The sequence below is a fragment of the Pampinifervens navoyensis genome (assembly GCF_046159715.1).
Classification (GTDB): domain Bacteria; phylum Aquificota; class Aquificia; order Aquificales; family Aquificaceae; genus Pampinifervens.
Genome location: NZ_JBJXCT010000002.1, coordinates 25,701 through 44,831, shown reverse-complemented (window position 1 = coordinate 44,831; position 19,131 = coordinate 25,701). Strand labels below are relative to the sequence as shown.

The window sequence follows — 19,131 nt, the reverse complement described above, 5'->3', positions numbered from 1 at the left end:
CCATGAGAAAAATCATCGTGGTTGGAAGTGGCGTGATAGGTCTTAGCTCTGCCCTCCTTCTTGCCCTTGAGGGACACAAGGTTCAGGTCATAACAAGAAACCCAGAGGAGGCAGCCTCCTGGGTGGCAGGTGGCATGCTGGCACCTTTTTCTGAAGGATTGCGGGGAGACCTCTTTGATTTCTCTTACGGTAGTCTGAAGGAATATCCCGAGTTCCTCAGGCTCGTGAAGGAAGTCTCAGGACAAAGTGTAGACTTCTGGCAGGAAGGTATATACAGAGTTGTGCTGAAGGGTGAAGAGGGACTTCTGGAGTTAGCTGAAGGATACAGGGAAGCAGGCTATGGAGTTGAGTTTGTAGAGCCTTCTGAAGCCAGCCAACTCTCCACAGAGGTTATTACTCTTATTAATTACACTGAGGAGGCTTGGGTAGATGCGGAGATGTTGATGGATGCCCTCCTCTCTGCCATGGGAAGGCTTGGGGTTGATTTTGTTATAGATGAAATTACAGAAGTTATAAAAGAGGGGGGAGAAGTTAAAAGGCTCAGGGGTCTTAAATCCGATTACACGGGAGACTTCTACGTGTTCTCCACGGGTGCCTGGACAAGAGAGCTTTTTGACCTTCCAGTCTATCCCATAAAGGGGCAGGGAATGAAACTGAAAAGTTCAGGGCTGCCAAAAGTCCTCTACTCCTCCATATCCTACCTCATTCCCAGGAAAAGATACCTCTATGTGGGCGCCACCTCAGAGGATGTGGGCTTTCTGGGTGGAAACACGCTTGAGGGCTTAAACAGACTTTCCGAAGGTGCTGTGCGTGTGGCACCTTCCCTCTCACAGGCACAGATTATGAACATGCACTATGGCTACAGACCAGCAACACCAGATGAAAAGCCAATATTTGAAGCTGGAGAGAGCTATTTCGTAGCCACAGGGCACCACAGGAACGGCATACTTCATGCACCTCTGACTGCAAACATCGTCAAGGAATACATAGGAGGCAGGGTTTTACATTTCACAGGTGTGTTTTCACCAAATAGATTCTCTTAACAAAATCTTAACAGAACCTTAAAGGTTTTTTAACAATTCTTCCCTAATCTATTTATTCAAAAGTATCCGGAGGTATTGAGATGAGTGAATACTTTGGTGATGTGCTTTCAAGAGCAATGAGCAGAAGGGACCTTTTGAAAGGTGCCCTTTATGGTAGTGCCGGCATTGCCCTACTCTCCTGTGGCGGAGGTAGTGGAGATACCCAACCTCTCACCTTTAGAACTATTCAGCCTAATACCGAAGACAGAATAACTCTCCCTGAGGACTTCAACCATAATGTGGTTATAAGATGGGGAGATGCCCTGGATAGCGGGCCAAATCTTGACTGGAACAGGATAAGACAGAGTGGACCAACTGCACAGGACGTGGAGCGTCAGAGAAATTGTTTTGGCTATAACTGCGACTTTGTTGGCTATTTGAAAACCCAAGATGGAAGGCACATACTTGTGGTAAATCATGAATACTGCAATCCAGAACTCATGTTTCCCGAACCCTTCATAACCAACAACGCACCCTCTGCAGGAAGACCTACCAGAGAGGAATCAAACCTTATGCTGGAAGCCCACGGGCTGTCGGTTGTGGAGATAAGAAGGAAAAGCGATGGCAGCTGGGAGTATGTAAAGGGTTCCCCCTACAACAGAAGAATAACTGGTTCTACAAGGTGCGATATATCCGGACCCGCCAGAGGACACAGGTTGATGAGAACTTCTTATGACAGCCAGGGAACCTTCGTCCTCGGAACCCTGAACAACTGCGCCGCAGGTAAAACTCCCTGGGGAACGGTGCTGACCTGTGAAGAAAACTTTCACAGCTATTTTGGAGGAAATAGAGACAACATAACTGGCGAGGATGCAGACCTCATAAAGAGCATACATAGGAGATATGGTGTTCCATCCACCTTCGCGGATTACTACGGCTTTTATAAGAATGGACATGAAAGGTTCAACATAGAAAGAGAACCCAGGGAGGCCTTCAGGTTCGGATGGGTTGTAGAAGTTGACCCCTTTAATCCTAATAGAGCACCGATAAAAAGAACAGCCCTGGGCAGGATGAAACACGAAGCCGCTACTTACGCTATTGCACCTGATGGTAGGGTGGTTTTTTACATGGGTGATGATGAACGCTTTGAGTATATATACAAGTTCATAACAAAGGGTGCTTTTAACCCAAACAACAGGGAAGCAAACTTTGGATTACTTGATGAAGGAGATTTATATGCGGCAAAATTCAACGACGACCTGAGCGGGCAGTGGCTTCTCATAGCCAGAGTGGAAAGAAATGCTGACGGGAGCTTTAGAATAACTCCAAATTCAAGCCTGCCGGACGCTTTCAAAAATGACCCAGTTCTGTGTTTCATAAATACAAGAGCAGCTGCAGATGCCCTTGGAGCTACGAAAATGGACAGGCCAGAAGACATAGAATGGAATCCAGTGACCAGAAGTGCATGGGTAGCGCTCACATACAACGAAAGGAGAGGAGCAAGCGGGCAACCAGGGGTTGATAGGGCAAACCCCAGAGCCAACAACGTAATGGGACACATACTGGAAATAAGGGAAGCAAACGGCAATCCTGCCTCGGTCACCTTTACATGGAATATACCAGTTCTGTGTGGTGACCCCAACGCCTCCGACCAGAACAACAGGCTTGTGATATACGGTCAGCCTGCAAGCTCCTCAACACCTGCAATATCTGCACCAGACAACTTTGTTATAGATAGACTTGGCAATGTATGGATTGCCACAGATGGAAACCCAAGCTCAGTGAGGCTAAGGAAAAACGATGGCGTTTACGTGCTTAATCCTATAAACAAGGAATTTAAGATGTTCCTCTCAGGGGTTCCGGGCTGTGAAATATGTGGTCCAGAGTTTTCCGATGACTGGAAGACCTTCTTCTGTGCAATACAGCATCCGGGAGAGGCGGAGGGTGGCAGTAATCCCAACCAGCCTTCCTCTAGATGGCCTTACGGGGACAATGTGCAGGTTCCAAGGCCTTCTGTCATAGCAGTTTGGAGGAAGGACGGAAGGGACATTTTTGCCTGAAAGGTCCACGCATACATCCACCGCCCCCGGCAGGGGGCTCTTTATTTTTTTATGACCAAAACCACCACTTTTTGAAAAATTTGCTTATAATTTTTACCCACTATTTTCAGGAGGCAGGCATGAAGGTGAAGGTGGTTCAGAAGGAGGATTTTCACTTTGTGGGCACGGGCGAGTCTGGCAGGGAAGTGCCCATAGACGCAGCGGGTTACGTGGGTGGTAAGGGCAGGGGTATAAGACCTCCTGAGCTTCTTTTCCACTCCATAGCGGGCTGTGTGGGCATACACCTTTACGAAGCCCTTCACAAGGAGGGCAAGCATACTGAACACATAGAGATAGAAACGGATGCCGAGAGAATCACCGAGGGCTACCCAAAGGTTTTCACAAAGATATACCTTTTTGTAAAAGTTAAAGGTGAAGTTTCTGAAGAGGACGTGAGGAAGGCTCTTGATAAGACCATATACAACCCCGGCACATGCTCCATAGCTTACATGATAAACAGGGTAGCACCCATTGAATACAGGATAGAGCTTCTTTAGGAGGCAGGGCATGTTTAATAAGGTTCTTATCGCCAACAGGGGTGAGATAGCCTGCAGGGTCATAAGAGCCTGCAAGGAGCTGGGTATACGCACCGTCGCCATATACAACGAAATAGAGTCTACCGCAAGGCATGTGAAGATGGCGGACGAAGCCTACATGATAGGGGTCAACCCGCTGGACACCTACCTGAACGCAGAGCGTATCGTGGACCTTGCCCTTGAAGTGGGTGCGGACGCCATCCACCCCGGATACGGCTTTCTTGCAGAGAATGAAAACTTTGCAAGGCTCTGCGAGGAGAAGGGCATAAACTTCATAGGTCCTCACTGGAAGGTCATAGAGCTTATGGGAGACAAGGCAAGGTCAAAGGAAATAGCCAAAAAGGCCGGGCTTCCCACTGTGCCGGGGAGCGATGGAATACTCAAAGATGAACAGGAGGCAAGGCACATCGCCAGGGAGATAGGCTATCCCGTGCTTCTGAAGGCCTCTGCAGGTGGAGGTGGAAGAGGTATAAGGATATGCAGGAATGAAGAAGAGCTTCTGAAAAACTACGAAAGTGCTTACAACGAAGCTCTGAAGGCCTTTGGAAGGGGAGACCTTCTTCTTGAAAAATACATAGAAAACCCACACCACATAGAGTTTCAGGTGCTGGGAGACAAATATGGAAATGTGATACACCTTGGAGAAAGGGACTGCTCTATACAGAGGAGGAACCAGAAGCTGGTGGAAATCGCACCCTCGCTCCTCTTAACACCCGGCAAGAGGGCTTATTACGGTGAGCTTGTGGCACAGGCGGCAAAAGAGATTGGTTATTACAGCGCCGGCACTATGGAGTTTGTGGCGGATGAGAAGGGCAACATATACTTTATTGAGATGAACACCCGTATTCAGGTGGAGCATCCTGTCTCCGAGATGATAACAGGAGTGGACATAGTTAAGTGGCAGCTCAGGATTGCAGCGGGTGAGCCACTTAGATACCGACAGGAGGATATAAAGTTCAACGGTTACTCCATAGAGGTCAGGATAAACGCAGAAGACCCCAAGAAGAACTTTGCCCCCAGCATAGGGACCATAGAGAGATACTATGCTCCCGGTGGCTTTGGCATAAGAGTAGAGCACGCCGCATCAAGGGGATATGAGATTTCACCCTATTATGATTCCATGATAGCCAAGCTCATAGTCTGGGCACCCCAGTGGGAAGTTGCCATAGACAGAATGAAGGCGGCCCTTGAGACCTATGAGATAACGGGCATAAAAACCACCATACCACTTCTCATAGAAATCATGAAAGACCCAGATTTCAGGGCAGGCAGATTTAACACAAAATATCTTGAAACACATCCTCATCTCTTTGAGTATGAGGAGGTGAGAAACAAGGAAGATTTTGTAGCCTTTATATCTGCGGCTATAGCCGCATACCATGGACTCTAAAGGAGGTAAGGCATGCAGGCTGTGGAGATAATGGAAGAGATTCAGGCACAGCTCAAGGAGCTGGAAAGGTCTGGCTTCAAGAAAAAGATACTTATCACAGACCTCACACCAAGAGACGGACAGCAGTGCAAGCTGGCAACGCGCGTGCGAACCGATGACCTTCTTCCCCTGTGTGAAAAGCTGGACAAGGTGGGCTTCTATGCGGTTGAGGTGTGGGGCGGTGCCACTTATGACGTTTGCCTGAGATACCTGAAAGAGGACCCATGGGAAAGGCTCAGGCGCATAAAGGAGGTCATGCCAAACACTAAACTGCAGATGCTTTTCAGGGGTCAGAATATCGTGGGATACAGGCCCAAGTCTGACAAACTGGTCTACAAGTTTGTGGAAAGGTCTATTGCCAACGGTATAACCGTCTTCAGGGTCTTTGATGCCCTCAACGACAACAGAAATATACAGACTGCAGTGAGGGCAATAAAGGAGCTGGGCGGGGAAGCCCACGCAGAGATAAGCTACACAAGGAGCCCAGTTCATACCATAGAAAAGTGGGTGGAGTATGCCCTCGAGATTGCGGAGATGGGTGCGGACTGGCTGTCTTTTAAGGATGCAACGGGCATAATCATGCCCCTTGAGACCTACACCATCATAAAGAGGATAAAAGAAGCTACTGGTGGAAGGCTCCCAGTTCTTCTTCACAACCACGACATGAGCGGAACAGCCATAGTAAACCACATGATGGCCATACTGGCTGGCGTGGACATGGTGGACACAGTCCTTTCACCCCTCGCCTTTGGTTCATCCCACCCCGCAACGGAGTCCGTTGTTGCCATGCTGGAGGGCACACCCTTTGACACGGGACTGGACCTAAAGAAAATAGAAGAATGTGCCGAGATTACGAAGCAGATACGCAAAAAATACAAAAAGTATGAGACGGAATACGCAGGCGTGAACGCCAAGGTGCTTATACACAAGATACCGGGTGGAATGATATCCAACATGGTAGCTCAGCTCATAGAAGCAAACGCCATAGATAAGATAGAGGAGGCTCTTGAAGAGGTTCCAAACGTGGAAAGAGACCTTGGATATCCGCCGCTGCTGACTCCCTCTTCTCAGATAGTGGGTGTTCAGGCAGTTCTGAATGTAATATCCGGTGAAAGATACAAGGTAATAACCAAGGAAGTCAGAGACTACGTGGAGGGCAAATACGGAAAGCCACCGGGTCCAATTTCCAGAGAACTGGCTGAGAAAATACTGGGACCAGGAAAAGAGCCAGACTTTTCCATAAGGGCTGCAGACCTTGCAGACCCCACTGACTGGGACAGGGCCTACGAGGAGACAAGGGCCCTTCTTGGAAAGGAGCCCACAGATGAAGAGGTGCTTCTGTATGCCCTTTTCCCCATGCAGGCAAAGGACTTTCTTGCGGCAAGGGAGAAGGGAGAACTGGTGGCAGAGCCTATGGAAGAGCTTGCAGAAGCCACAGAGGTAAAACCCGGCACTGTCCCCGGCGCAGCCCCTGTGGAGTTTGAGGTTATATACCATGGTGAGAAGTTCAAAGTTAAAGTTGAGGGCGTGAGCGCCCACGCTGAACCAGGAAAACCAAGAAAATACTATGTGAGGGTTGACGGAAGACTGGAGGAAGTCCAGCTAACTCCTCAGCTTGAAGCCATACCCTCTGGAGGTGTGCCTCAGGCTGTGGCTCAGGCGGAGGAAAAGGGCATACCAAAAGCAACCCAGCCCGGAGACGCCACTGCACCCATGCCCGGAAGGGTGGTCAGGGTTCTCGTGCAGGAAGGTCAGCCAGTTTCTGAAGGACAGACGGTAGCCATAGTGGAAGCCATGAAGATGGAAAATGAAATACATGCTCCCATAACGGGCGTGGTCAAGAAGATATTCGTAAAGCCCGGGGACAATGTAACTCCCGATGATGCTCTCCTGAGGATAGAGGCAGTTAAACCCGAAGGTGACACATACGGATGAGAATGGTGGGGGCAGGTCCCCCCACCTGTCGTATAATATTAGCATGCTGAAAGAAGGAGACCTTGCTCCAGAGTTCTGTCTTGAAGGAATAGATGAAGAAGGAAGGGAAGGAAGGTTTTGCCTTAAAGACCTTCTTTCTTCGCCACTCATACTTTACTTTTACCCAAAGGATGACACTCCGGGTTGCACTCAGGAGGCATGTGATTTCAGAGATAACCTCAACAGCCTGAAGTCAAAAGGTTTCAGGGTGGTAGGTATAAGCCCAGACAGTGTTCAGTCCCATAGAAAGTTCAGGGAAAAATACGGACTGAACTTTACCCTTCTCAGCGACCCTAAAAAAGAGGTCTTGAGGGCTTATGGAGCTTATGGCAAAAAGAAGATGTATGGGAAGGAAACAGAGGGTGTTATCAGGAGCACTTTTGTGATAGCTCCAGAGGGTAAGATATTAAAGGCTCTCTACAATGTAAAGGCAAAGGGGCACGTAGGGTCCCTTCTCAAGGAACTTGACAGTCTAACTTGACAGGCTGTATAATGTTAGCTTATATAACCTATAAAGGAGGTAGCTAAAATGAGGAAGTTCATAGCACTCGGAGTTGCAAGCCTTGCACTCCTGGCAGCATCCTGCCAGCAAAAGCCTGCTGAACAGCCTGCACAGCCAGCTCAGCCTGCACAGGAGCAGCCTGCACAGCCAGCTCAGCCTGCACAGCCTGCGGAGCAACAGCAGCAACAGCAGCAACCTGCAGAGCAGAAGCCTGCAGAACAGCAGCAGCCCGCAGGAGAGCAGAAGAAATAAAAACCTGGGGGCATTGCCCCCCTTGCGTTTTTTTAGCTTTTTCTTTCGGAGAGGTAGGATGTACGCAATTATAGAAACAGGTGGAAAACAGTATAAGGTTGAAAAGGGTCTGAAATTGAGGGTAGAGAGGTTGCCCTACGATGCTGGCTCAACCATCGAGTTAACCCCCATACTTTTGAGAAAAGAAGACGGCTCTGTAGAGCTTGGTAAGGGTAGGGTTGTGGCTGAGGTTCTTTCCCACGACAGACAAAGGAAAGTCACCGTCTTCAAGTTCAGGGCAAAAAAGAACTACAAACGCTGGAGAGGACACAGACAGCCTTACACAGAGATACTGATAAAGGATATAAAGGAGGTCTGATATGGCATCCAAGGCAAGTGGAGGTTCAACAAGAAACGGAAGGGACAGTCATTCCAAAAGGCTTGGCGTAAAGAGGCATGATGGTCAGCTTGTCAGGGCAGGAAATATTCTCATAAGACAGAGAGGGACAAAGGTTTATCCCGGCGTAAATGTGGGTATGGGTTCGGACTTCACCCTCTTTGCTCTGGTTGATGGCGTTGTTAAGTTTGAAAGCAGAAGAAATAAAAAGGTAGTAAGCGTCCTTCCTCTGGAGGCTGCTACAGTCTGAGGCTTTTATCGCTTCCTCTGTAACCCACGAGCTCCTTTATAGCCATTGCAAACTCTCTTATCTCCTTCTGCGCACCCTCATGGGTTCTCAGGCTTATAAAGTTGTCAAGAGATACTCTGGGAACGGTCCAGTAAAACCTTGTCTTCATAAACTGGGGCAGTATGCCCCTTGCCAGCTCCCTTGCAATTCCCTTTTCTGTCATTGCCCTGTATAGCTCTTGAAGGTCCTGTATATACCACCTTATCTTTTTGAGGAAAAGGGAGTTCCATGGCTCCTCCACAGGTTCTTCAAGGGAAGCCTGTTTGTTGCTCTTTGCCTGTTTTCTCAGATACTCAGGAACGTAAAATTCAGGCTCGTAGCTCACATACCTTCTGCTAACCTCGTTGTAGGAGCCAAACCTGTGCCTGTGCCACTGGCGGGCAACAAAGAGGGGACACTCCACCACAAAGGCATAGTAGTCCATATCCGTCCCCAGCTCAAGGCTGTCCACAAGACCTACCCAGCCGGAGGAGGTTTCTCTTCTTTCCTTCATGTAGGCTGTATCTGTGGAGTAGCCATCCGGTTCTTTACCCCTCATGATTGCAGTTGTTGCCGGCAATCTTTCGCAGAGGAGACCTTCAACCTCTGGCGGGAATAGCTCCACAGCATTTATGTAGTTTCTGAGGTTTACCCACAGGTATCCTCCAGAATAATAAACCTGCACCGCAGGGCTTGGAAGTTTATTGAGTATGCTGAGCCATAGTTCCCTGCTGCCCTCAAAGGCAATAACCACATGTTCAAAGGGCGAAGCATGCCTGTGCTGAAGAAGGTATTTTATGAGCCTTGTGTCTCTTTCCCTGTCAACCTCTTCATCTTTACCAAAAGAAACACGTGCACACCTAACAATCCTTTGGTCAGAACCCATCAGGTGAATCTTCATAAGACCTCCAGAAGTTTTTTTACGCCTGTGCTGGCTGGCTCTCTAATTATAACATCCGCTATGGAAGAAAGGGGCGTGCTTTCTGGGTTTATTTCTATGACCTTTGCGCCATACCTCTTGGCTATGAAGGGAAGCTCTGCCGCGGGATATACCACTGCAGATGTGCCTATGGATACAAATACCTGGCATGATTGAGCCCACAGGTAAGCGGTGCTGAGAGCATTCTCTGGGAGGCTTTCTCCAAACCAGACCACGTGAGGACGGATAAGACCACCACATCCTCTGCACTTGGGTGGAAGGTCCTCATAAGAGGTTCTGTAATCGTAATACACAAGCCCGCAGGCAAGACATCTGACTTTCCATATGTTTCCATGCAGTTCCACAATCCTCTGTGAGCCCGCCTTTTGATGAAGCCCATCCACATTCTGGGTTATGAGCAAAAAGCCATCGCCAAGCCTTCTTTCAAGCTCTACAAGGACCATGTGTCCTTCATTTGGCTCCGCTTTTGCGATTATACTCCTTCTCCAAAGATACCACTCCCACACAAGCACAGGATTTCTTGCAAAAGCCTCCGGAGTTGCCAGTTCCTCAGGTCTGAAATTTCTCCAGAGACCATCTTTTCCTCTGAAGGTGGGAATACCGCTTTCTGCAGATATGCCTGCACCAGTGAGGACAGCAAGTTTCATATGTGAGATAATTATATCTCTGCCATGAGAAGGTTTTTTTCCCATGTTCCCGAGGAGCTCTGGCATAGCTACCACTGGCAGGTGCAAAACAGGATAAGGACAAAGGAGGAGTTAAGAAGATACATAGATTTAACACCAGAAGAGGAAGAGGGCATAGACCGCACTGAAGGGCTCTATCCCATGGCTATAACGCCCTATTACCTTTCTCTTATAAACCCAAGCGACCCAAGCGACCCGATAAGGCTTCAGGCAATTCCAAGGGTGGTGGAGGTGGAGGAAAGGGTTCAGAGCATGGGAGAGCCGGACCCCTTCAGGGAAGAGGGAGACATCCCGGGGCTTACGCACAGATACCCTGACAGGGTGCTTTTTACCCTCACCACCTTCTGCGCAGTCTACTGCAGGCACTGCATGAGAAAGAGGATTTTTCAGGAGGGTGAAAGGTCAAGGACAAGGGAGGAAATTGACAAGTTTATAGAGTATGTGAGGGCTAACCAAGAGGTAAGGGAAGTGCTCCTCTCCGGCGGTGAGCCTCTTTCGGTGAGCAACGAAAAGCTGAGCTATGTGCTCTCAAAAATAAGAGAAATTCCCCATGTGGAAGTCATAAGGATTGGCACAAGGCTTCCCGTGCTTGCACCCCAGAGGTTTTTTGATAAAGAACTTCTGAAGCTTCTTGAAAGGCACTCTCCTGTATGGATAAACACACACTTCAACCATCCTGCAGAGATTACAGAAGAGTCCGCAGAGGCTGTTGAGAACCTTCTGAAACACGGAGTGCCAGTTAACAATCAGACAGTTCTTTTAAAGGGTGTGAATGATAAGCCTGAGGTTATGCTTGAGCTAATGAGAAAGCTTCTGAGAATAAAGGTGCGTCCAGTGTATCTCTTTCACTGTGACCCTGTCAAGGGGGCTGTGCACTTCAGAACGAGCCTTGAGAAGGGTCTTGAAATAATGGAGTTTCTCAGAGGCAGAATATCGGGCATGGGAATACCCACCTATGCGGTAGACCTCCCCGGCGGTAAGGGAAAGGTTCCCATAAGCCCCAGCTACATACTGCACAGGGAGGGAAACACCTACACCTTCAAAAGCCCAATTAACGGTTACGTGAAATACACCATAGAAGATGCGAAGGTTTTTTAGGGCTCTCCTTTTCTCCCTCCTGGATTCCTTCAGAGAAAACCTTGGCTATCACAGTGCCTCGCTCACCTATCAATTTCTTACCGTTGTGGGCTCTGTGATAATGCTTCTTGGCTTTGTGTCCATGTATCTGCCTCTTCTTGAACCTGTAAGGGTTTATGAGTATGCGAAGGGTCTTTTCCCTTCTCATGCGGAGCTGGTCTTTGACAAGCTCCTGCCCATTTACGAAAAAAGAGCCTCTGGTTCGCTTCTGTCCCTTGCTCTTGCATATTACTTTTCCCTCTCTTTTGCCAAGACTCTCAACATATCCTTTGGCTTTGTTTACCGGAAAAAGCCCTTAGAGAGTGAGGTCTTCTTCTGGGTATACATGCCTTTTCTGCTTGTTCTCTACACAGCAGTCCTATCCCTTGCAGTAGCCCTGCTTGCCCTGAGCAAGTCATACCTTGGCAGCCTATATCAGAGGCTTACAGAGCTACTCAACTTTATGCTTCTTTTCTCCATACTCGGCATGCTTTACTCTTCATACTTTCGCCCCAGAAGGCAAGTTTTCCTTGCTTCTGCCTTTGTTGCCTTTTTGCTTTTGCTTCTGAATAAACTCTTTTCACTTATCGTGGTAAAACTGCTAAGTGCAAGCCCTCTTTATAGCGTTATAGGCTCACCACTTCTTTTTCTTGTGTGGCTTTATTACTCCTTTTTCTGCCTTCTTCTGGGTGTATGCTTTATCAGGAGATTAGACGAGCCTCTCTAAGAGGTTGTTGGCTCCGTTGAGCTTCTGGTAGGCGGAGGATAGAACGTAGTATATCTGTTCGCCCTCCGCTATGGAAAGGTCGTAGAGTGTGATATTCAGGTCTCTCAGCACCTGATAGAGGGTTGTGTAGAGGCTCTCTTCAAGCTTTTTCTCGGGGTTTGGAATCTCCCTGTAGGTCTGCATTATGTAGTCGCACATACCCTTTATGCTTTTGGCAATGTTGAGAATTTCCGGGTCGTGGGCATAGAGCTGGACCACCTCCTCATATCTTTCTTCTATCTCCTGAGCGGTGCTTTTAAAGAGCAGGTCTTCAAGAAAGAATAGTTCCTGGTCCATCTTTCAACCCTCCACTATAAATATGGTCTGTTGAGAGGAATTTTCAACTGAGGAGTCTGTCAAGAAAAAGGAGGATTTCCTCAAGGTGCTCCGCCTGAATTATTCCTTCAACTCGGTGAGTTCTGCAGCCTATTATGGGCTTTCCAAGTATCAGGGCGTAGGCAATCTCAGAGAGGGTTCCCCAGTTTCCTCCTATGGCGACAACCACATCCCCACTGGCAACCACAAGAGGATTTCTGTTCCAGTTCATGCCAGTTCTTATCTTTATGTCCACATAAGGGTTCGCCTCCTCGCCGGTGTAGGAGGGCAGTATCCCTACTGTAAGACCTCCTTCTTCCTTAGCTCCTCTGCATACCGCCTCCATCACGCCCCCACGCCCCCCGCAGACCACTATCAAGCCTCTCTTAGCTATCTCTCTTCCGAGCTGGTATGCCAGCTGGTATTCTTCGCTTTCAGGCTCCGCCGTGGATGAGCCAATAACTGCAACCTGCCTCATTTCAGACCAAAGATGGTTTTTACAAACTCCACAAAGACAGGATTAAGCAAGGTAAGCCCAAGCACCACAAGACCTATGAGGATTTTCAGGTAAAGCTCAAGCCTGTCAATTCTTCCTTCCAGCTTAGCCTCAAGGACGTCAATTCTCCTTTCCAGTTCCAGCTTGACTATCTGAAGCTCCTCCTTGGTCACAAGTTCCTTTGTTAATTCCTCTTTTATTTCAGCTTTGAGAATGGGCTTTTGCTCCCTTGCCTTCTCCTCTATGACCTTCAGGCTCTCCTCCAGCACTTTTGCCACTCTATCTGCCTTTTCTTTACCCAGCTCCTCTTCAAGCATTCTCTATACTTCATAGTTCAACATCACGTTTTAAATTATAAGCCTGTCTTCAAGCCTTAACACCCTGTAGCACCTTTTTCAGATAATATCCAGTGTAAGAGTGTGGGTTTTCCGCCACCTCTTCCGGAGTGCCCACAGCCACCAGATAACCTCCCCTGTCCCCTCCCTCTGGTCCCAGGTCTATAACCCAGTCTGCACACTTGACTACATCAAGGTTGTGCTCTATGACCACCACCGTGTTGCCTTTCTCCACAAGCCTCTGTAGTATGTCTATGAGCCTTTTCACATCATCCATGTGGAGCCCTGTGGTGGGTTCATCCAGCAGATACAGGGTTCTGCCAGCTTCCTTTTTAGATAGCTCCCTTGAGAGCTTTATCCTCTGGGCTTCACCCCCGGAGAGGGTGGTTGCTGGCTGTCCCAGCCTTATGTAGCCAAGCCCTATATCTCTAAGAAGCTGTAGCTTTCTCCTCACTGGGGGAATGTTTTCAAAAAACTCGTAGGCCTCGTCCACCGTCATGTCCAGCACATCGGCTATACTCTTGCCCTTGTATAGGATGTCAAGGGTCTCTCTGTTGTATCTTTTGCCCTTACACACATCGCAGGGCACATACACGGGGGGCAGGAAGTGCATCTCCACTTTTATGACTCCCTCTCCCTGACAGGCTTCGCACCTTCCACCTTTGACATTAAAAGAGAACCTTCCTGCGTTGTAGCCCCTTGCCCTTGCCTCCGGTGTCTGGGCAAAGAGCTCCCTTATGTGGTCAAAGACTTTGGTGTAGGTGGCAGGGTTTGACCTTGGCGTTCTGCCAATGGGGGACTGGTCTATGTTTATGACCCTGTCAAAGTGCTCAAGTCCCTCTATGCGGTCAAAGCCCTCCAGCTGCGGCGTGCCACCGTAAAAGACCGCTCTCGCATACTCCCACAGGATATCGTATATTAGCGTGGATTTACCACTTCCAGAAACTCCAGTGATACACACCAGAAGACCCACGGGTATTTCCACGGTAATGTTCTTGAGGTTATGCTTTCTTGCTCCCGCTATCCTGAGCCATCTGCCATTTGGCTTTCGCCTCACAGAGGGCACTTCTATGGAGAGCCTGCCAGAGAGATATGCCCCCGTAAGAGACCTTTCGTCATAGAACATCTCCTCCACCCTTCCCTGAAAGACCACCTCACCCCCCTTCTTTCCAGCCCCCGGACCCATGTCTATGACCCAGTCAGCACTGAGGATGGTCTCTGGGTCATGCTCCACTACTATGACCGTGTTTCCAAGGTCTCTGAGGTCTTTGAGGGTGTTTATGAGCTTGTCTGTATCTCTGGGATGTAGTCCTATGGAAGGCTCGTCCAACACATACAGAACGCCAGTGAGCTTTGAGCCTATCTGGGTGGCAAGTCTTATGCGTTGCATCTCTCCACCAGAGAGGGTGGTGGCACTGCGCGCCAGGTCAAGATAATCCAGCCCCACATTGAGCAGAAAGCCGAGCCTGTCCGATATCTCTTTTATGAGTCTTTCCGCCACCAGGAGGTCCTTACCACCGAGCCTGTATATAAGGTTATCAAAGAATTCCCTTGCCTCCCTTATGGGCATCCGCACCAAATCCCATATACTTTTGCCCTCTATCAGCACAGAAAGGGCTTCGGGTTTAAGTCTGGCACCACCACACTCGGGACATGGCTTTTCTCTTATGAACTCTGCAATCTCTTCTCTGAGCCTCTCAGACTCCTCCTCAAGAAACCTCCTCTCAAGGTGCTTGACAATACCCTCAAAACTTCCACCCTCCACAGAGCCCCCATACAGAAGAAGGCTCCTTACGCTCTGAGGGAGTTCCTTGAAGGGTATCCTCGGGTCGTAGCCCAGCTTTCTCAGAAGGTTCATCACAGGATATCTCAGGTAGTCAAAGAAGGAAGAGTCCGTTATTCTGAAGGCATCCACCGCCGGCTCTTTCTCATCTACAAGTAGCCTTACATCCACCTCCCACTTTACGCCCAGTCCCTTGCAGGCAGGGCAGGCACCGTATGGAGAGTTGAAGGAAAAGAGCCTTGGAGATAGCTCCTGTATGGAAAAGCCATGGTCCGGACAGGTGAGGCGCTCACTGAAGACCTCCTCCCTCTGGCTTTCCACATCTTCCACCTTCAGGAGTCCCTTTGAGAGCTCCAGAGCTCTTTCCATTGCGGTCAGAAGCCTTGCTCTTTCCTCTTCTTCAAGGGTCAGCCTGTCTACCACAAGGTCTATGTGGTGCTTTCTATTTTTGTCAAGAGGTGGCACTTCCAGAATACGCATGTATTCACCGTCCACCTTTACCCTTGAAAAGCCCATGCGGTCAAGCTCTTTAAAGAGCTCCCTGAACTCTCCCTTCTTACCCCTCACAAGTGGGGAAAGCACAGCTATGCGTCTTCCCCTGTATCTTTCCCAGACCTTTTCCAGAATCTCGTGGGCAGAAAGCCCTTCAAGGAGCCTCCCGCACTCAGGACAGTGGGGCTTTCCCACGTTTGCCCAGAGCACCCTCATGTAGTCGTAAATCTCTGTGACCGTTCCCACCGTGGAGCGTGGGTTTCTGGAGGTGGTCTTCTGGTCTATGGCAATGGCGGGAGACAGACCCTCTATTATGTCCACTTCGGGCTTTTCCATCACTCCAAGAAACTGCCTTGCGTAAGAGGAAAGGGACTCCACATACCTCCTCTGCCCTTCTGCGTATATAGTATCAAAGGCGAGAGAGGATTTGCCAGAACCTGAGGGGCCTGTTATAACTACAAGCCTGTTTTTTGGTATATCAAGGTTTATGTTTTTGAGGTTGTGCTGGCGGGCACCGCGGATGAGTATGTGGTCAAACATCCCTTGCAGAATAGTATAAAATATAAACCTTAATGCCCAGACGCACCGACATAAAAAAGATACTCATCATAGGCTCGGGGCCCATAGTAATAGGTCAGGCGGCAGAGTTTGATTACTCGGGCACTCAGGCGTGCAAGGCTCTAATTTCAGAAGGCTACGAGGTGGTGCTGGTTAATTCAAACCCTGCCACCATTATGACAGACCCTCAGTTTGCCCACAGGACATACATTGAGCCCCTCACGGTGGAGGTGCTGGAAGAAATCATAAGGGTTGAGAGACCCGACGCCCTTCTGCCAACCCTTGGGGGGCAGACAGCCCTCAACCTCGCGGTAAAACTCTACGAGGAGGGAATTCTTGAAAGATACGGTGTCAGGCTCATAGGTGCCAATTATGAAGCCATAAAAAAAGGAGAGGATAGAGACCTATTCAGAAAGTCTATGGAGAAGATAGGTCTGAAGGTCCCCCCAAGCGTGGTGGTATCTTCCCTTCAGGAGGCCCTTGAAAGGGTGAGAGAGGTCGGCTTTCCAGCAATCCTGAGACCTGCCTTCACCCTTGGAGGCACAGGGGGCTCTATTGCCTATAACATGGAGGAGTTTAAAGAGAAAGTAGAAGTAGCCCTCAAAACTTCCCCCATAGGTCAGGTGCTAATAGACAGGTCTCTTATTGGATGGAAGGAGTTTGAGTTTGAAGTGATAAGGGATTCAAAGGACAACGTGATAATAGTCTGCAGCATTGAGAACTTTGACCCTATGGGTGTCCATACGGGAGACTCCATCACTGTAGCACCGGCACAGACTTTGACAGACAAGGAGTATCAAATCTTGAGGGATGCCTGCATTGAGGTTATGAGGGAGATAGGGGTGGACACGGGTGGCTCCAACATACAGTTTGCAGTGAGCCCGGAGAACGGAGACTTTTATGTGATAGAGATGAACCCCAGGGTTTCTCGCTCCTCCGCCCTCGCTTCAAAGGCAACGGGCTTTCCCATAGCAAAGGTTGCTGCGAAGCTGGCGGTGGGCTACACTCTTGATGAGCTCAAGAACGACATAACAAAGCATACGCCTGCTTCCTTTGAACCCTCCATAGACTATGTGGTGGTAAAAATACCACGCTTTGACTTCGCCAAGTTTCCAAGAACGGAGAGAACCCTCGGCACCATGATGAAGTCTGTGGGTGAGGTTATGGCAATAGGCAGAACCTTCAAGGAGGCTCTTGGCAAAGCCATAAGAAGCCTTGAGCAGGATGTTTACGGTCTTGCCTTTCCAGACTACTCAGACCTTGAGGAGGAGGAACTCAGAAGAGGGCTCAGAGTGCCAAATCCCGACAGACTATGGTATATATCTGCTGCCTTCAGAAGGGGCTACAGGGTGCAAGAGGTATACGAGCTTTCAAAGATTGACCCATGGTTCTTAGAAAACATGAAACAGATTGTGGACTTTGAAAGGGTTTTGAGAGAGCAGGAGCTTACTCTGGACCTTCTTAGGCTTGCCAAAGAGATGGGATACTCTGACAGAGAGATATCAAGACTGCGAGGGGTCTCAGAAGAGGAGGTAAGAAGCCTCAGGGTGAGGTGGAACGTCTTCCCTGCCTTCAAGGGCGTGGACACATGCGCCGGCGAGTTTATTGCATATACTCCCTACTACTACTCAAGCTACGAAAGACCCTACTACACGCTGGAAGACGGAGAGCTTCTGGACGAAGACTAATTCTGGAGATCCTCCGGGTAGGGCTGAAGGTAGGTCTGAGTCATAAGATACTGGTTTTCAAACCTGTAGGCGTAGCTCCTTAGAAACTCCAAAAGTATCTTCCTGTCTATCTTTCCTCCCCTGTTGTTTTCTACAAGCCTCATAAAGTGGGCCTTTTCCTGTGGGTTGAAGTTTTTTGAGAGATGTCCGAAGATGTGGATTATGGTGTTCACATGCTGACCCACCGAGGGCCTTCTCTTGAGAGCTTCTATGAAAAGCCTTCTGTATTCCTCCAGAGTTTCTCTGAAGTTTTCCATTTTCGCGTTAGCCACCAGCCTCCCCATAGCCTTTAACTTCACCTGAGAGTGGGCCATTAAGAGATACTTGTATCTCTGATGAAACTCCATAAGCTCACTTACCTCCTGCATTCTCCCTGTGCTTTCTCTCAGGTCCGCAAGGGCAAAAAGCCTTGTTAGAAAATGCTCTCTGAGCTCTGGGCTCTTTAGCCTGCCTTCATCCTCTACGGGAAGGTCTTGAAAGTTTTCCAGCACCCTCATGGCAAAAAACCCCTTTCCCTTTGAGTAAAACTCCTTCCCCTCTGGGTTTCTGTATACCTTTGTGTTGGAAACACCGCAGGATGGGGATTTGCTCTTGAGTATAAAGCCATCAATATCTCTGAGACTCCTGAGAAACTCCCCCGTAAAGCTTTCCATCTTGTCGGTGAGCTCAAGCCCCGTTGATGGCTGAGAGAGACCAAAACCCTCATCCTTTTTATAAACTATTATCCTGTCCCTTGGAACGCCAAGACCTATGGAAACCTCAGGACAGACCTCTATCACTTCGCAGTATGGAAGAAGCCTGAGCACAAACTCGTCTCTGACCTCCTGACCGTTATACCTGACGGGCTTGAGGTTAAGGCATGCACTGACTACTACCCTTGGTCTCGGAAAGGCTCTCACATAGAGCATTTTATATGAGAGCCCCCGAAGGGGCAAGTGGCTCACCTGGGCATTATGACCGTATCTATGACATGAATGACGCCGTTGGAGGCTTCTATGTCTGGCTTTACTATGTTGGCATTGTCAATCTTTGGACCGCCCTTAAGGCTTATGGTTGCCTGCTGACCCTGAAGGGTCTTTACCTTCTGTCCGTCTTTGAGGTCTTTCGAGTAGACCTTGCCTTCAACTACATGATAGAGAAGGACCTTTTTGAGAGCTTCCTTGTCTTTGAGAAGGGCGTCCAGTTTGTCCTTTGGCACCTTAGCAAAGGCTTCGTCGGTGGGTGCAAAGACGGTAAAACAGCACTTGGTTGCCAGAGTTTCCTCAAGACCGGCCTCTTTGAGGGCTGTGAGCAAGGTCTTGAACTGACCTGCCTGCTGGGCAGTCTGGACTATGTTAGGCTTTGCCGCTGCCTTTTGACCGCCCTTTTCGTGCATACCGGCTACAGCCAGCCCAAGGGCAAAGGAAAAAACTGCAGTGCCAAGAAGGGCCTTTTTGAAGAAAACAGTTCTTAGCATGAC

At 49.0% G+C, this 19,131-nt stretch carries 20 protein-coding genes; 12 read left to right on the top strand and 8 right to left on the bottom strand.

The window, feature by feature from the left end:
* The first annotated feature begins 2 nt into the window (after positions 1 to 2).
* The 9 genes from ACKRDP_RS01810 (at position 3) to rpmA (ending at position 8,440) form a co-directional block, all read left to right on the top strand.
* On the top strand, positions 3 to 1,043 hold the full coding sequence (locus tag ACKRDP_RS01810) for an FAD-dependent oxidoreductase (RefSeq protein ID WP_409153042.1): 1,041 nt from the start codon (positions 3 to 5) through the stop codon (positions 1,041 to 1,043).
* An 80-nt stretch (positions 1,044 to 1,123) separates the two neighbouring features.
* Complete coding sequence (locus ACKRDP_RS01805; protein ID WP_409153041.1) at positions 1,124 to 3,082, top strand: PhoX family protein; 1,959 nt, start codon at positions 1,124 to 1,126, stop codon at positions 3,080 to 3,082.
* Between the two features lie 119 nt (positions 3,083 to 3,201).
* Entirely contained in the window at positions 3,202 to 3,618 is a 417-nt protein-coding gene (locus ACKRDP_RS01800; RefSeq protein ID WP_409153040.1) for an OsmC family protein, read from the top strand.
* Positions 3,619 to 3,628: 10 nt separating this feature from the next.
* Positions 3,629 to 5,047 carry an acetyl-CoA carboxylase biotin carboxylase subunit gene (gene accC, locus ACKRDP_RS01795; RefSeq protein ID WP_409153039.1) on the top strand — a complete coding sequence of 473 codons (1,419 nt, stop codon included), beginning with the start codon at positions 3,629 to 3,631 and terminating at the stop codon, positions 5,045 to 5,047.
* A 12-nt stretch (positions 5,048 to 5,059) separates the two neighbouring features.
* Positions 5,060 to 7,021, top strand: a complete 1,962-nt coding sequence (gene cfiA / locus ACKRDP_RS01790) for a 2-oxoglutarate carboxylase large subunit (protein ID WP_409153038.1) — start codon at positions 5,060 to 5,062, stop codon at positions 7,019 to 7,021.
* Positions 7,022 to 7,064: 43 nt separating this feature from the next.
* Positions 7,065 to 7,541 (top strand): peroxiredoxin, encoded by a 477-nt coding sequence (locus tag ACKRDP_RS01785; protein WP_409153037.1) that lies wholly within the window; start codon positions 7,065 to 7,067, stop codon positions 7,539 to 7,541.
* Between the two features lie 48 nt (positions 7,542 to 7,589).
* Complete coding sequence (locus tag ACKRDP_RS01780) at positions 7,590 to 7,814, top strand: alpha-fetoprotein enhancer-binding protein (RefSeq protein ID WP_409153036.1); 225 nt, start codon at positions 7,590 to 7,592, stop codon at positions 7,812 to 7,814.
* A gap of 58 nt (positions 7,815 to 7,872) precedes the next feature.
* Positions 7,873 to 8,172, top strand: coding sequence for a 50S ribosomal protein L21 (rplU, locus tag ACKRDP_RS01775; RefSeq protein WP_409153035.1), 300 nt, complete (start codon positions 7,873 to 7,875; stop codon positions 8,170 to 8,172).
* A 1-nt stretch (position 8,173) separates the two neighbouring features.
* On the top strand, positions 8,174 to 8,440 hold the full coding sequence (gene rpmA / locus ACKRDP_RS01770; RefSeq protein WP_409153034.1) for a 50S ribosomal protein L27: 267 nt from the start codon (positions 8,174 to 8,176) through the stop codon (positions 8,438 to 8,440).
* Here the strand turns inward: rpmA and thyX are convergent.
* Together thyX and ACKRDP_RS01760 are read right to left on the bottom strand one after the other, a co-directional pair.
* Positions 8,430 to 9,359 (bottom strand): FAD-dependent thymidylate synthase, encoded by a 930-nt coding sequence (gene thyX / locus ACKRDP_RS01765; protein WP_409153033.1) that lies wholly within the window; start codon positions 9,357 to 9,359, stop codon positions 8,430 to 8,432. The two genes, rpmA and thyX, sit on opposite strands and share 11 nt — an antisense overlap.
* Positions 9,356 to 10,090 carry an SIR2 family NAD-dependent protein deacylase gene (locus ACKRDP_RS01760; RefSeq protein ID WP_409153224.1) on the bottom strand — a complete coding sequence of 245 codons (735 nt, stop codon included), beginning with the start codon at positions 10,088 to 10,090 and terminating at the stop codon, positions 9,356 to 9,358. The genes thyX and ACKRDP_RS01760 overlap by 4 nt, the downstream gene beginning before the upstream one ends.
* On the opposite strand from ACKRDP_RS01760, the gene ACKRDP_RS01755 reads away from it, so the two are divergent.
* Positions 10,070 to 11,182, top strand: a complete 1,113-nt coding sequence (locus ACKRDP_RS01755) for a KamA family radical SAM protein (RefSeq protein WP_409153032.1) — start codon at positions 10,070 to 10,072, stop codon at positions 11,180 to 11,182. The genes ACKRDP_RS01760 and ACKRDP_RS01755 overlap by 21 nt on opposite strands.
* Entirely contained in the window at positions 11,166 to 11,927 is a 762-nt protein-coding gene (locus tag ACKRDP_RS01750; protein ID WP_409153031.1) for a YhjD/YihY/BrkB family envelope integrity protein, read from the top strand. The genes ACKRDP_RS01755 and ACKRDP_RS01750 overlap by 17 nt, the downstream gene beginning before the upstream one ends.
* Here the strand turns inward: ACKRDP_RS01750 and ACKRDP_RS01745 are convergent.
* From ACKRDP_RS01745 to uvrA, 4 genes are read right to left on the bottom strand one after another with little or no spacing between them, the layout of a single operon-like run.
* Entirely contained in the window at positions 11,910 to 12,263 is a 354-nt protein-coding gene (locus ACKRDP_RS01745) for a hypothetical protein (protein ID WP_409153030.1), read from the bottom strand. The genes ACKRDP_RS01750 and ACKRDP_RS01745 overlap by 18 nt on opposite strands.
* Positions 12,264 to 12,306: 43 nt before the next feature.
* A complete protein-coding gene (locus ACKRDP_RS01740; protein ID WP_409153029.1) occupies positions 12,307 to 12,759 on the bottom strand; it encodes a TIGR00725 family protein in 453 nt (150 codons plus the stop codon).
* On the bottom strand, positions 12,756 to 13,094 hold the full coding sequence (locus tag ACKRDP_RS01735) for a hypothetical protein (RefSeq protein ID WP_409153028.1): 339 nt from the start codon (positions 13,092 to 13,094) through the stop codon (positions 12,756 to 12,758). The genes ACKRDP_RS01740 and ACKRDP_RS01735 overlap by 4 nt, the downstream gene beginning before the upstream one ends.
* Before the next feature lie 49 nt (positions 13,095 to 13,143).
* Complete coding sequence (uvrA, locus tag ACKRDP_RS01730) at positions 13,144 to 15,927, bottom strand: excinuclease ABC subunit UvrA (RefSeq protein WP_409153027.1); 2,784 nt, start codon at positions 15,925 to 15,927, stop codon at positions 13,144 to 13,146.
* A gap of 32 nt (positions 15,928 to 15,959) precedes the next feature.
* Between uvrA and carB the strand changes: the two genes are divergently transcribed.
* Entirely contained in the window at positions 15,960 to 17,633 is a 1,674-nt protein-coding gene (gene carB, locus ACKRDP_RS01725) for a carbamoyl-phosphate synthase large subunit (RefSeq protein ID WP_409153026.1), read from the top strand.
* Here carB and ACKRDP_RS01720 read toward each other — a convergent pair.
* Both ACKRDP_RS01720 and ACKRDP_RS01715 read right to left on the bottom strand, forming a co-directional pair.
* A complete protein-coding gene (locus ACKRDP_RS01720; protein ID WP_409153025.1) occupies positions 17,630 to 18,580 on the bottom strand; it encodes a YbgA family protein in 951 nt (316 codons plus the stop codon). The two genes, carB and ACKRDP_RS01720, sit on opposite strands and share 4 nt — an antisense overlap.
* 32 nt (positions 18,581 to 18,612) lie before the next feature.
* Complete coding sequence (locus ACKRDP_RS01715; RefSeq protein WP_409153024.1) at positions 18,613 to 19,128, bottom strand: fasciclin domain-containing protein; 516 nt, start codon at positions 19,126 to 19,128, stop codon at positions 18,613 to 18,615.
* Positions 19,129 to 19,131 lie beyond the last annotated feature (3 nt).